This window comes from Dokdonia sp. Dokd-P16 (assembly GCF_003095655.1).
Lineage (GTDB): Bacteria > Bacteroidota > Bacteroidia > Flavobacteriales > Flavobacteriaceae > Dokdonia.
The window spans coordinates 207,501-220,559 of sequence record NZ_CP029151.1; the positions used below are offsets into that span (position 1 = coordinate 207,501).

12 protein-coding genes and 1 rRNA gene are annotated in these 13,059 nt (G+C 37.5%); 5 read left to right on the forward strand and 8 right to left on the reverse strand.

Annotated features, from left to right (window positions below; genetic code table 11):
- Positions 1-32: 32 nt before the first annotated feature.
- Both DCS32_RS00925 and DCS32_RS00930 read right to left on the reverse strand, forming a co-directional pair.
- Positions 33-1,556, reverse strand: a 16S ribosomal RNA gene (locus DCS32_RS00925).
- Positions 1,557-2,339: 783 nt separating this feature from the next.
- A complete protein-coding gene (locus DCS32_RS00930; protein WP_108876589.1) occupies positions 2,340-3,020 on the reverse strand; it encodes a DUF4294 domain-containing protein in 681 nt (226 codons plus the stop codon).
- A gap of 107 nt (positions 3,021-3,127) precedes the next feature.
- Between DCS32_RS00930 and DCS32_RS00935 the strand changes: the two genes are divergently transcribed.
- Complete coding sequence (locus DCS32_RS00935; protein WP_108876590.1) at positions 3,128-4,216, forward strand: M42 family metallopeptidase; 1,089 nt, start codon at positions 3,128-3,130, stop codon at positions 4,214-4,216.
- Between the two features lie 84 nt (positions 4,217-4,300).
- Here DCS32_RS00935 and DCS32_RS00940 read toward each other — a convergent pair whose 3' ends face one another.
- Positions 4,301-5,140: a 1,4-dihydroxy-2-naphthoyl-CoA synthase gene (locus tag DCS32_RS00940; RefSeq protein ID WP_108876591.1), complete on the reverse strand. Its 840-nt coding sequence runs from the start codon at positions 5,138-5,140 to the stop codon at positions 4,301-4,303.
- Between the two features lie 44 nt (positions 5,141-5,184).
- On the opposite strand from DCS32_RS00940, the gene DCS32_RS00945 reads away from it, so the two are divergent.
- Both DCS32_RS00945 and DCS32_RS00950 read left to right on the forward strand, forming a co-directional pair.
- Positions 5,185-6,321, forward strand: coding sequence for a C1 family peptidase (locus tag DCS32_RS00945; RefSeq protein ID WP_108876592.1), 1,137 nt, complete (start codon positions 5,185-5,187; stop codon positions 6,319-6,321).
- A gap of 131 nt (positions 6,322-6,452) precedes the next feature.
- On the forward strand, positions 6,453-6,869 hold the full coding sequence (locus tag DCS32_RS00950) for a hypothetical protein (RefSeq protein WP_108876593.1): 417 nt from the start codon (positions 6,453-6,455) through the stop codon (positions 6,867-6,869).
- A gap of 84 nt (positions 6,870-6,953) precedes the next feature.
- Here the strand turns inward: DCS32_RS00950 and DCS32_RS00955 are convergent, their stop codons facing one another.
- The 5 genes from DCS32_RS00955 to DCS32_RS00975 all read right to left on the reverse strand — a co-directional run bounded on the left by DCS32_RS00955 (position 6,954) and on the right by DCS32_RS00975 (position 11,775).
- Complete coding sequence (locus DCS32_RS00955; protein ID WP_108876594.1) at positions 6,954-7,787, reverse strand: S1 RNA-binding domain-containing protein; 834 nt, start codon at positions 7,785-7,787, stop codon at positions 6,954-6,956.
- A gap of 195 nt (positions 7,788-7,982) precedes the next feature.
- Positions 7,983-8,324, reverse strand: coding sequence for a DUF2853 family protein (locus DCS32_RS00960; protein WP_035336332.1), 342 nt, complete (start codon positions 8,322-8,324; stop codon positions 7,983-7,985).
- Positions 8,325-8,403: 79 nt separating this feature from the next.
- Positions 8,404-10,122 (reverse strand): 2-succinyl-5-enolpyruvyl-6-hydroxy-3-cyclohexene-1-carboxylic-acid synthase, encoded by a 1,719-nt coding sequence (gene menD, locus DCS32_RS00965; RefSeq protein ID WP_204161792.1) that lies wholly within the window; start codon positions 10,120-10,122, stop codon positions 8,404-8,406.
- 100 nt (positions 10,123-10,222) lie between these two features.
- Positions 10,223-11,356: a chorismate-binding protein gene (locus DCS32_RS00970; protein WP_108876596.1), complete on the reverse strand. Its 1,134-nt coding sequence runs from the start codon at positions 11,354-11,356 to the stop codon at positions 10,223-10,225.
- Positions 11,356-11,775 carry a PaaI family thioesterase gene (locus DCS32_RS00975; RefSeq protein WP_108876597.1) on the reverse strand — a complete coding sequence of 140 codons (420 nt, stop codon included), beginning with the start codon at positions 11,773-11,775 and terminating at the stop codon, positions 11,356-11,358. The genes DCS32_RS00970 and DCS32_RS00975 overlap by 1 nt, the downstream gene beginning before the upstream one ends.
- A gap of 78 nt (positions 11,776-11,853) precedes the next feature.
- Here DCS32_RS00975 and DCS32_RS00980 point away from each other — a divergent pair, with 78 nt between their 5' ends.
- Complete coding sequence (locus DCS32_RS00980; RefSeq protein WP_108876598.1) at positions 11,854-12,387, forward strand: hypothetical protein; 534 nt, start codon at positions 11,854-11,856, stop codon at positions 12,385-12,387.
- Between the two features lie 66 nt (positions 12,388-12,453).
- A complete protein-coding gene (locus tag DCS32_RS00985) occupies positions 12,454-13,044 on the forward strand; it encodes a GNAT family N-acetyltransferase (protein ID WP_108876599.1) in 591 nt (196 codons plus the stop codon).
- Positions 13,045-13,059: the final 15 nt, after the last annotated feature.

The following is a 13,059-nucleotide window of genomic DNA, read 5'->3' on the forward strand; positions in this document are numbered from 1 at the left end:
ACGTAACGCACAATAACAGGGACAAGCTCTAGAAAGGAGGTGTTCCAGCCGCACCTTCCGGTACGGCTACCTTGTTACGACTTAGCCCTAGTTACCAGTTTTACCCTAGGCCGCTCCTTACGGTGACGGACTTCAGGTACCCCCAGCTTCCATGGCTTGACGGGCGGTGTGTACAAGGCCCGGGAACGTATTCACCGGATCATGGCTGATATCCGATTACTAGCGATTCCAGCTTCATGGAGTCGAGTTGCAGACTCCAATCCGAACTGAGATAGGGTTTATAGATTCGCTCCTTATCGCTAAGTGGCTGCTCTCTGTCCCTACCATTGTAGCACGTGTGTGGCCCAGGACGTAAGGGCCGTGATGATTTGACGTCATCCCCACCTTCCTCACGGTTTGCACCGGCAGTCTGGCTAGAGTTCCCGACATTACTCGCTGGCAACTAACCACAGGGGTTGCGCTCGTTATAGGACTTAACCTGACACCTCACGGCACGAGCTGACGACAACCATGCAGCACCTTGTAAATTGTCCGAAGAAAAAACTATCTCTAGTCCTGTCAATCTACATTTAAGCCCTGGTAAGGTTCCTCGCGTATCATCGAATTAAACCACATGCTCCACCGCTTGTGCGGGCCCCCGTCAATTCCTTTGAGTTTCATTCTTGCGAACGTACTCCCCAGGTGGGATACTTATCACTTTCGCTTAGTCACTCAGTCCGAAAACCAAACAACTAGTATCCATCGTTTACGGCGTAGACTACCAGGGTATCTAATCCTGTTCGCTACCTACGCTTTCGTCCATCAGCGTCAATATATTGTTAGTGATCTGCCTTCGCAATCGGTATTCTATGTAATCTCTAAGCATTTCACCGCTACACTACATATTCTAACCACTTCACAATAATTCAAGACATACAGTATCAATGGCAATTCTATGGTTGAGCCACAGACTTTCACCACTGACTTATATGCCCGCCTACGGACCCTTTAAACCCAATGATTCCGGATAACGCTTGCACCCTCCGTATTACCGCGGCTGCTGGCACGGAGTTAGCCGGTGCTTATTCTTATGGTACCGTCATCAGTCTACACGTAGACCTTATTCTTCCCATATAAAAGTAGTTTACAACCCATAGGGCAGTCTTCCTACACGCGGCATGGCTGGATCAGAGTTGCCTCCATTGTCCAATATTCCTCACTGCTGCCTCCCGTAGGAGTCTGGTCCGTGTCTCAGTACCAGTGTGGGGGATCTCCCTCTCAGGACCCCTATCTATCGTAGTCTTGGTAAGCCGTTACCTTACCAACAAACTAATAGAACGCATAGTCATCTTATACCGCCGAAACTTTAATGTAAAAATGATGCCATTAATACATACTATGGGGTATTAATCTTCGTTTCCAAAGGCTATCCCCCAGTATAAGGTAGATTCTATACGCGTTACGCACCCGTGCGCCGGTCGTCAGCAAGTAGCAAGCTACCTCTGTTACCCCTCGACTTGCATGTGTTAAGCCTGCCGCTAGCGTTCATCCTGAGCCAGGATCAAACTCTTCATCGTGTATTGTAAATAAATTTAACTCCTCACGACTCGAAATATCTGGTCAATAATAAACTTCTAGTTTTCAAATTCTTTGTAATAATACCCGAAGATATTAATACGCGCTGTCAATTCAATAAATCAATGAACTTTCTCTACTACTATTAATAGTAGAAAACTCTTGTAAATGCTAAGGATTCGAACCTCAAATTAGAATAACTAATCTTCCAAAACATCTAAATAAAAACTTTTGAACTTCGCTAGATATGTTACTGTTTCTCTAAGCGGGTGCAAATATACAACTGTTTTTTAAACTCACAACTTAATCTTAAAAATAATTGAAAATTTAATTTCAAACCTTTAAAACTAAGCAACAATCGCAATGAACATAACTCCCAAATAACCTCCATTTGTTAGCGGCTGCAAAACTACAACCTTTTTATTAATCTAAAACTATCTTTTGAAAAATAATTTGAAAAAATAAAAACAAACTTTTTGAAGACATTTAAAAGAACAACCGCTTGCTGTTAAGCGGGTGGCAAAGATACACCGAAGTTCTAATCTGACAAGAATATTCTTAGGAAAATTTTAAGGAAATATGCAACTCACTGTAAATACATGAAGTAGCTTTTAAAATAATTTGACTAACACCTCAACTAAGCTAAAAGAACCCTATTTTACCTCTCATAAACTCAGAGAAGCCAGCAAATCTCACCTCAGCAACCATCAAATAGCTGCAAAAAGCACCCTAGAAATTTTCGCGAAAGCGATACAATGTAATTATACTATATAATAGGTATGATGCTACTCTACTCCTTTCTCCTTCCACTTATCTGATAATTCTAAAAACTCAAAGTCTAAAGCGCTAGGCTGTGTTTCTAGAATTCCTGATTGAAAAGAGCGTTGCAGTATATCTTCTATAAGGAAATCTTCTTCCTCGTTTACTGGATCAAACTCTCTTTTAAGTGATATGTCAAAAGCACTGGCGGTTGTATTATACCAGAATGCTCTCCAACCACTGCGCAACCTCTTTATCAACTCGAAGGCTGTCTCGCCTGTTTGACGGTGTATGAGCTTAATAAGTATTTGTCCTTCGGTGCGTGTGAGTTTCTTAAGCTCTGCCGAAAATTCTCCTTCTAGATATTTATGAATGATTTTTGTGTACTTCTTTCTAGCGCGTTTGCCCTCTATAGAATCTAATCTACTATTTAATTCTACAAGCCTATCTGCAGCAAGTTTTGCGTATGGAAAAACCTTTCTAGTTTTTCGGCGTAGTATTAAGTAGCGTCTACGGTCTTCTTTATTATCAAACTTCAATCTTTTAAAAACGATTACCTCATTAAGATATATAGCGCTCCTTGGGATGGTGTCTCCCTGAATGATGTAATACTCAATTGCTACTTCTGTAGAATCTACAGGAGTTTCTTGAGCACAAGCAAACCTTGCTATGAATACTATTATATATAGGAGATTATGTATGCGCATCTTTTTCTTTCGCTTTAAGCTAAAATCGTTCCAAAATTAGGTATTAGACCTCTATAACGTTATAAACTCTTGGTTAATATTCTTACATTTAAAGAAAATATTATACTATGGCTTCAAAAAGCATTTTAAATAAAAAGTCTCTGGACTTTCTCGAACGTTACCTCAACAACGCTGCTCCTACTGGTTATGAGTGGGACGGTCAAAAATTGTGGATGGATTATCTCACTCCTTATGTAGATGAATTTATCACAGATACCTATGGAACTGCAGTTGCAGTAATTAATCCAGACGCAAAATATAAAGTAGTAATAGAAGGACATGCAGACGAAATATCTTGGTATGTAAATTACATAGCAGATAATGGTCTTATATATGTAATACGTAATGGCGGTAGTGATCACCAGATTGCTCCTTCTAAGATTGTAAATGTGCACACTAAAAATGGCATTGTAAAAGGAGTGTTTGGCTGGCCAGCAATTCACACTCGTGATAAGTCTAAAGAAGAAGCTCCAAAACCTGATAACATTTTTATAGATGTAGGGGCAGCAGATAAAGAAGAAGTTGAAAAAATGGGCATATTTGTAGGCTGTGTAATCACTTACCCAGATACGTTCCATGTTTTAAACGGAGATAAATTTGTGTGCCGTGCTATAGATAATCGTGCAGGTGGCTTTATGATTGCAGAAGTTGCTAGATTACTTCATGAGAATAAAAAGACCTTACCTTTTGGTCTTTATATTACAAATTCTGTGCAAGAGGAAATAGGGTTACGTGGTGCACAAATGATTGCAGAGCGTATTAAGCCAAATGTGGCAATCGTTACAGATGTAACTCATGACACCACAACGCCTATGATAGAGATGAAAAAGCAAGGACATGTGGAACTAGGTAAAGGACCTGTGATCGCATATGCTCCTGCGGTACAACAAAAGTTACGTGATCGTATTACAGAAACAGCCGAAAAGAATAAACTTCCTTTCCAGAGAGCTGCACTTTCTCGTGCTACGGGTACAGATACAGATGCATTTGCTTATAGCGGTAGCGGCGTAGCCTCTGCCCTTATATCATTACCTTTAAGATATATGCACACTACTGTAGAAATGGTGCACCGTGAAGATGTAGAAAATGTGATTAAACTTATATATGAAACGCTGCTTACTATAGAAGATGGTGAGACATTTTCTTATTTTGAATAATTCGCTTTCGCGAAAAATTGAAAAAAAAAAACCCGTTCAATGATAATTGAACGGGTTTTTACTTTTAAAACGCTGAAGCCTCCTCTATGGAATCCACTTCTTCTCAAAATTAGGTGCTCTTTTTTCTAGAAAAGCATTTCTACCCTCTACAGCCTCATCTGTCATGTATGCAAGACGCGTTGCTTCTCCAGCAAAAACTTGCTGCCCCACCATGCCATCATCTGTAAGGTTCATCGCAAACTTGAGCATCTTTATAGATATAGGTGATTTAGCAAGAATCTCTTGCGCCCACTCGTATGCAGTATCCTCTAGCTCTGCATGTGGTATTACGGCATTTACCATTCCCATCTCATAAGCTTCCTGCGCAGAATAGTTTCTACCTAAGAAGAAAATCTCTCTTGCTTTCTTCTGCCCTACCATTTTTGCGAGGTAAGCACTTCCATAACCACCATCAAATGAGGTTACATCTGCATCTGTCTGTTTAAAAATTGCGTGCTCCTTACTTGCTAGTGTTAAGTCACACACTACGTGCAGGCTGTGCCCTCCTCCTACCGCCCATCCTGGAACAACTGCGATTACAGCTTTAGGCATAAAACGTATAAGACGTTGTACTTCTAATATATTAAGTCTATGATATCCATCTTCTCCTACATATCCTTCTTTACCACGTGCTTTTTGATCTCCACCTGAACAAAAACTATATACACCATCCTTAGATGATGGCCCTTCGGCAGATAAAAGTACTACACCTATAGATGTGTCCTCATTTGCATCATAAAAGGCATCATATAATTCCTTTGTAGTATTAGGTCTAAATGCATTGCGCACATCTGGCCTATTAAATGCTATTCTCGCTACACCATTACTCTTCTTATAAGTAATGTCTTTGTATTCTTTGGCTGTTTGCCAGTTTGGCTTATCCATAAAATGCTATTTTAGCGTAAAAATAATTCTTTATTCCTAGACCGATGAAAAAAGTAGTACTAAGTGTGATGGTTGTTTTTGCTTTCGCGAAAGCGTACTACGCACAAGAAGTCACCACCGCTCCCTATATTTTTACAGATACTATTGATTTACAAGCTACAGCTGTAATAAGTCAAGGTGTTACTGGAACCTGCTGGAGCTTTAGCACATCTTCCTTTTTAGAAAGTGAAATACTAAGACTGACAGGCAACACTGTAGATCTGTCTGAAATGTATACGGTAAGGAATATATATCCAGAAAAAGCAGATAACTACATAATGAGACAAGGTAGCGCACAGTTTTCTGAGGGTGGGCTTGCTCATGATGTATTACATAGTGTAACAAATTATGGATTAGTTCCCCACGCTGCTTATACTGGACTTGCTGATACAGAAGAAGCTCATAATCATGCCGAAATGGTAGCAGTATTACATGCTATGCTGGACACCTACATTGATAATCCAGGGCGTAGCTTAAGCAAAAAATGGAAAAAGGCCGTGAATAAAGTGCTAGATGTGTATCTAGGAGAAAACTTAGCTACATTTAATTATAATGGTAAAACTTATTCTCCTAAAGAGTTTGCGAGAGAAATGAAAGTAAATCCTAAAAACTATGTGACGCTTACTTCTTTTACACACCATCCATTTTACACTTCATTTATACTTAATATTCCTGATAACTTTTCAAATGGATCAATGTACAATCTCCCGCTAGATGAATTTATAAGTAATATAGATCACGCACTAGACAATGGGTTTACAGTTACACTTGACTGTGATGTGAGCGAACTCACATTTTCTTCAAAACATGGTGTAGCCGTTATTCCTTCTCGTGATGAGAATAAGAGGATTGCCGTCTTAGGTCCAGAACTAGAAAAAACAATCTCTCAAGAGTATAGACAAGAGGAGTTTGAAAACTACAATACTACAGATGACCACCTAATGCATATCACAGGGAAAGCAACCGATCAAAATGCAAACGTCTACTATAAAGTAAAAAACTCATGGGGAACAGATCTAGCAAAGACTACTTATGACGGCTATGTATATATGAGCGTTGCATATATGAGATTAAAAGCCATTTCTGTACTTCTACATAAAGAAGGACTTTTAAAACAAACTTCAAGGAAAATTACTTTTTAAAATCGACAAAGTGACATCTATCATCGATTAATTACATATACAAGCTAAAACGCAGTAATATAGCAACTTACAGTCCCAAAAATTGTAATTCAAATTATCTTTGAGCCATCAACAACAAGCTATTAAAGCCGATGAGTATAAGTGAATTAAAGTCTTTAGAAGAAATTGAAACTATATATCATCTAGATATCGGGTCTGTAACTATGTTTAAAAATTATCTTGTTACAGAGTTTAAAGAAGGTGTATTACTTGATGCAAAAAATTATCAATACCTGGCATCACTTATAAAAGATCATTTTGAACATTTAGACACATTTGGATATATATCTAATAGACTTAATGCATATGCTGTTGTTCCCACAGCACTTATGAATACTGAGCCTTTTAATATCCCAAAAGCGAAGGTCGCTATTGTAAGTTATAACGAAACAAGTAAAAGGTCTTCCATTTTTGAAAGCAAATTTTATCCATTTAAACCCACAATATTTGACAGCCTACCTGAGGCTCTTGATTGGGTTACTAGCGATAATTCTATTACCGCTTGCTAAAGACGGATCTCAAAATCCTCCATTTAATTAAAACAAAAGGCAGCTCGATGAGCTGCCTTTTGTTTTATCACTTACTTGGTTAATCTAATCAATAAGATGAATTCCATCATCTTTTATTAAAATTTTACGATCTCTATATAAAGTGCCTATTGCCTTTTTAAAACTCTTTTTACTCAAACCTAATTGGTTTTGTATATCTACCGGATCAGATTTATCATGTAAAGGCATGAATCCGTCATTTGCTTGAAGTTCGTCAAATATGTATTGAGCATTAGGCTCTATGCTTTTATATCCTTCTTCTTGAAGTACTAAGTCTATTTTTCCATCTGGGCGTATTTTCTTTACCCATGCTTCAAGTTTATCACCAGTTCTTATATCCTCAAAAATATCTTCCTTATATATAAGACCTTTATGTTTACCATCTACAATTGCATTTGCACCACGGTCTGTAATATGTGAGATAATAACTTCCACTTTATCAAACTTCTTTACCTCAATATTATCGTTAGATAAATACTTCATGGTTTTACTTGTGGCTGCAAGACGATTTGTTTTTGCGTCTAGATACATATACACAATGTACCAGCTACCTACCTTCATAGGTCTTGCTTGTTGAGCAAAAGGCACGAAAAGTTCTTTCTCAAGACCCCAGTCTAAAAACGCTCCTACTTCATTTACCGCAGTACATCTTAAATAACCAAAGTTATTAAGCTCTATAAAAGGCTTAAGAGTCGTCGCTACCGGTCTTTCTTCATGATCAAGATAAACATACACATTAAGTTCATCCCAAATTTTATATTCTTCTGGAACATATTTATTGGGTAACAAGACGTCATCTCCTGCTTCATTAGAAAGAAAAAGCCCAGGCTCTGTCTCTCTATCTATTCTCATTATATGGTACTTTCCTATATCTAACATAATCTTAATTAAAGTGCAAAAATACGATTACTTAAATTACAAACAACCATCTACTATAGACTTAATCTATAGGGTAGAAAACAACAAAATTCTGAGCACAATGTCACATACAGATTAAGCAATTTACTAGTTGCCCAAAATCAAAAAACGCCTTGACGGTAGGTCAAGGCGTTTTTTTAATATTGTAAGAGTAGTCTATTTGTAAACAGACTCTTTCTTAAAGTGCTTTGCTAGCATATAGTATACTACTGCACGGTATTTATTACGGTTAGACTTTCCATATGTTTCAAGAACACTATCGATAGCCTTATCTAAGTCTGCGCTATCTGCAAGACCTAGTTTTTTTATTAAGAAGTTATTCTTCACAGTAGCGATTTCTGTAGCAGAACCTCCAGAAACTGTAGATGAGTCTTTATTATAGATAGACGGTCCACAACCTATTGTTACTTTAGTAAGAAAGTCCATGTCTGGAGTTACTCCACATTTGTTCTTTAAATCATCTGCATACTTGGCGATGAGTTCTTCTCTTTTGCTCATAATTGTATTGTTACTAGTTTAGTTAATTCTTTATTACATCTTAAAGATAAACAAAAAGTTAAACTATCCTTAAAAAAGATCACTTGATAAAGTTAAAGTAATCAAGCAACACTTTATCGTTGATTTTGCGCGGTGTGAAGATTTCAAGCAACGCAGGTTTATCATTTGATGCATATAACTCCGCTTTCGCGAAAGCGCAACTCTCCTCACTATCTGCTTTTAAGTATTTCAAATTATACATCTCACATAACTTCTCTGCCGAAAGGTCGTGCGTAGTTTCAAAAAACTCATCAAAGTTATCCGTGTTCTTATCCTTATTAGGTAGAATACGGAAAATGCCTCCTCCACTATTATTTATAACGATGATTTTAAAATCTTGCGGAATATTTTTATTCCACAGCGCATTGCTATCGTAAAAGAAACTTAGCTCTCCTGTGATGAATGTAGTAGGCTTTCCACTTACCATAGCAGCACCTATTGCAGTACTCGTGCTTCCATCTATACCGCTAGTCCCTCTATTACAATAAACCTCAAGCGTTTTATTAATATCAAATAGTTGTGCATATCTCACGGTACTACTATTACCTAGTTGTAACATTGAGTGATCTGGAATCTCACTGAGAATATGGTCAAATGCTTTAAAATCGCACCATTCCATTTGATTGATATACTCTGTATGAAGTCCATCACGTTTTTCTCGTATAGCAAGCCATTCCTGTTGGTAAACACTCTCAGTGTATGAAGTGTGATCTCGCAAGTTTTCTAAAAAGTGGGAAGCCGAAGTTTCAAAATGTTTATTAAGACAGAAATAAGTATCATAAGCTTTCTTTGCGTCAACATGCCAGTGCTGTTCTGGCTGGTAATTTCTAAGAAAAGCTTTTACCTTTTTTGAAACCACCATTCCTCCAAAGGTTAATAGAATGTCTGGCTGCAATGCTTTGAAACCATCATCATCTAGACTACCGATTATATTGTCTATGCGAGTAAAGAAATTAGGGTGAGAAACATTTGAAGTTGTCTCTGTAAAAACAATAACGCTAGGATCATTACCTAACATATCAAGTAATGATTGTTCCATCACATTTGGCCCTTGTACACCGACTATTACAAGCTTACGTGTTGCATGATTCCAGCTATCCATATAGGGTTGTAACTCGTCTAAAGATAACTGACCAATAATTTTATGAGGTGCTACCTCTATAGGTTTTGCTATCGCCACATCTGTCATTTCATACAAAGGCTCGTAAAAAGGAACATTAATATGTACTGGGCCAGATTGTTCAATCGCTATATTAAGCGCTTTATTAATCTCTTGATCATTATGTCGCTGGCTCTCCTTTATTTTCTGAGCAATCTTAGTATCCGTAACCTCATCTGTGGGCACTAATTCTGAATATAAGTTTGCCGAATATAAAATGTGATTTTCAAAAACATTCTTTTGTCTTATCGTTTGTCCATCTCCTATATCTATACGTTCTATAGGTCTATCTGCACTTATAGCTATAAGCGGGATATCACTGTAAAAAGCTTCGGAGATCGCTGGATAGTAATTAAGTAAAGCACTACCTGAAGTACATACAATAGCCACAGGCTTTCTAGATTGCTGTGCTATTCCTAAAGCTACAAAAGCAGCACAGCGCTCATCTACAATGCTGTGTGCTTTTATGTTTGGATTTTTTGTAAACTCAATGGTGAGCGGTGCGTTACGGGACCCTGGAGATATGATAACCGTGTCAATTCCTTTACTTAAGCAAAGGTGAACGATAGATTGTGCTACAGGAATTTTAGAGTGAATCATTAGTAACAAAAATACGATTTCTACCATTTAGAATTGAGCATCTATAATCAGGAATTATAGAAAATTTGAGATACTTTATTTCTCAGATAGCCCCTTCATGTCATGCAGGACGCAGTACCTTAGCAACAGTTTGTAACTTATTTACAGTTTCCTCCCACTCTGCTAGGGCATCGCTAGATCCTGTTATTCCTCCACCCACATATAGTTGTGCACCTTGAGCATCTACCTCCATGCATCGCAAGTTTACAAATAAATGAGTGTGTTTTTTTATCGCGCCATAAGCAAGGTTCTCAACGTTTCTACGAGTACTTGCTCTCTTTTTTTCTGTTTTGTAATTAAGTTCCCCTAAGAAACCTGTGTAATAAGAACGCGCATATCCTTCATGATTAAGGATAAATTCCTTTGCTTCTTCTTTTGGTAGTCCGCAAACGGCTGGTGTGGGATGTAAAGCATTTACTACAGCAGCTATGCTTGTTTCATTTTCATTAATGATTGCAGAAATATCTGTCTTGAGATGTAGCAAAGTTCCTGCTTGCTGGGTCGTAACATCAGAAACTTGAAGATCATTTACAAGCGTCAATAGATTTTCGACAATAGAGTCTGTGACAAATTGTTGTTCCTCTTGTTCTTTTTCTCCCCAGACCACATCAGAACTAGCGCTTGTTTTCTGTGTTCCAGCTAGCGACATTGTATGCAAACGTCTATTATTTATAGATAATAATGTTTCTGGCGTAGCTCCTAGCCATAAACCTACATTAGGGTGATACCAGCAATACACAAACGCGGTCTTATAAGTCCCTAGTAATCGCTTAAAAAGCTCAACAGGAGATTCATAGTTATGCGGTATGTTTTGCTTTCGCGAAAGCACCACTTTCTTCATAACCGTATTTGCTATGGCTTCAATTCCTTTTTTTACTAGTTTAATATGAGTCTCACGATCCTCATTTGTGTGATTAACTACGATTGTTTCTGCTTCTAATAGCATCTCATTTTCAAAGGAATTGAGTTCCATTGCAAAAGACTCTTCAGCAGGAATTAAGACAGTCTCTGAAGTCGATGCATCAAAAGGTGCAAACACGAAGCCACTTTCTGAAAAGTCATTTACTTCGTGAAGCGATTCATCATCTTGTAAAAGCGCATGAATCTTTTCTTCATTAGGTTTTCTATAAACCACAAATGGTAATGCACTTTCAAAATGCTCATCGATATGTTCAAAAAAGTCTGTGCTATTCATTACTTCCTAGGCAAAGCGATTGTAGTCAGTTTACATTTTGAAATAAGCGCATCGTTTTCGTCTACCACATCGATGTTCCAAAGCTGGGTGGTTCTACCTTTATGTATAAATGTAGCTTTTGCATAGACCATCCCATCACGCTTACTCTTTACATGATTTGCCGAGATTTCTATACCCCTTATAGTATGCTCCTGGTTAAGAAACATAAAACTAGCAGCGCTCCCTACACTCTCTGCAAGTGCAACCATTGCACCTCCATGCAACACTCCATCTGGCTGATGTACTTTTGGAGTTACAGGCATTTGTGCTACAAGAAAATCCTCTCCAAAATCTATATAAGTAATATCTAAGGTTTCCATTAAAGTGTTTTTACAACTCTCTGCTAGACGTGCTAGTACTTCTTCTTTATTATTTTTCATATAAATCTTTCAAGCAAACAAATTATAGATACTTTCGCTTATCAAATTTCGTTAATATTGAACACAAAACCCTCAATTATGATTAAAAAGACACTTGCTATCACATTACTTATACTTACAATTATCTCTTGTGATAAAATTGATGAGCTCACTAAATTTGACATAGACTACACTACAAACTTTACGATTCAAGCGACTACACTTCTAGGTACGCCGTTTGATATTGTTACTCCAGAAACCACCACAAACTCAGAGTCAGAATTTGAGAATAATAATACAAACTCTAGTCTTGTAGAAAGTGTGAAATTAACCACCTTGAGACTTGACCTTCAAACACCTGCTTCTGGTGATTTTGATTTCTTAAATGACATTTTTATTTATATCACTGCAGATGGTCTTCCAGAGCAACTCATCGCTTCAAAAGTGGGCATCCCAGAAAATGGAGCTCGCTCACTTACGCTAGACATAGAGAATGTAGAGCTTGAAGAGTATATAAAGAAAGATTCTTACAGATTGCGCACAGAAACAACAACAGATCAAACCATCGAGTCTGATCATGAAATTGAGATTTATACTAAATTTAAAGTCGATGCAGAGATTTTAGGAGTATAATAACTCATAACATATCGCTTCTTACAAAATGTGTCGTATTTTTAAATACGACACATTTTTTTTGATATGAAAGTAAAGAAATTAGAAAACGAAAGAGCAAAATTACTTGCCTTAGAGAATTACCATTACAGTGATCTTCTTCCATTATCACAAGAAGTAGACCTCAACGCCTATGGCGGTTCGGATATATCTACGGGGCCTAAACTAAAGGCGTACATAAAGGATGCAATAGAAAGGCAATCATTAGGAACTGCTTTACCTTTTATCATTTTTGACAAAAAACTTTGCAAATTTGCTGGCTCCACACGTTATGGAAATATAGATGATGTCAATAAAATTGTCCATATAGGATGGACTTGGCTTGGAGAAGATTTTCGCGGAAGCGGTCTTAACTTACATGTCAAGTTTCTCATGCTACGTTATGCTTTTGAAAAACTTCGCTATGAACGTGTAGAGTTTCGTATTGACGAGCGCAATATTCGCTCAAGAAAAGCAGTAGAAAAGCTAGGCGCTACCTTAGAAGGTATCATGCGCAAAGATATTGTTACAAAAAACGGTAGACGTCGTAATTCTTGTTGCTATTCAATTCTCAAAGAAGAATGGGAAGAAATCAAGAACACACGATTTATTGATATTCTAGATAGTAAAGAAGAGTAGATGTTTTTAAAGTAC

Excerpts from the sequence above, each read along its gene's own strand:
- DCS32_RS00930 (WP_108876589.1), bottom strand. The coding sequence starts at position 3,020 with ATGCGCATACATAATCTCCTATATATAATAGTATTCATAGCAAGGTTT.
- DCS32_RS00935 (WP_108876590.1), top strand. The coding sequence starts at position 3,128 with ATGGCTTCAAAAAGCATTTTAAATAAAAAGTCTCTGGACTTTCTCGAA.
- DCS32_RS00940 (WP_108876591.1), bottom strand. The coding sequence starts at position 5,140 with ATGGATAAGCCAAACTGGCAAACAGCCAAAGAATACAAAGACATTACT.
- DCS32_RS00945 (WP_108876592.1), top strand. The coding sequence starts at position 5,185 with ATGAAAAAAGTAGTACTAAGTGTGATGGTTGTTTTTGCTTTCGCGAAA.
- DCS32_RS00950 (WP_108876593.1), top strand. The coding sequence starts at position 6,453 with ATGAGTATAAGTGAATTAAAGTCTTTAGAAGAAATTGAAACTATATAT.
- DCS32_RS00955 (WP_108876594.1), bottom strand. The coding sequence starts at position 7,787 with ATGTTAGATATAGGAAAGTACCATATAATGAGAATAGATAGAGAGACA.
- DCS32_RS00960 (WP_035336332.1), bottom strand. The coding sequence starts at position 8,324 with ATGAGCAAAAGAGAAGAACTCATCGCCAAGTATGCAGATGATTTAAAG.
- menD (WP_204161792.1), bottom strand. The coding sequence starts at position 10,122 with ATGATTCACTCTAAAATTCCTGTAGCACAATCTATCGTTCACCTTTGC.
- DCS32_RS00970 (WP_108876596.1), bottom strand. The coding sequence starts at position 11,356 with ATGAATAGCACAGACTTTTTTGAACATATCGATGAGCATTTTGAAAGT.
- DCS32_RS00975 (WP_108876597.1), bottom strand. The coding sequence starts at position 11,775 with ATGAAAAATAATAAAGAAGAAGTACTAGCACGTCTAGCAGAGAGTTGT.
- DCS32_RS00980 (WP_108876598.1), top strand. The coding sequence starts at position 11,854 with ATGATTAAAAAGACACTTGCTATCACATTACTTATACTTACAATTATC.
- DCS32_RS00985 (WP_108876599.1), top strand. The coding sequence starts at position 12,454 with ATGAAAGTAAAGAAATTAGAAAACGAAAGAGCAAAATTACTTGCCTTA.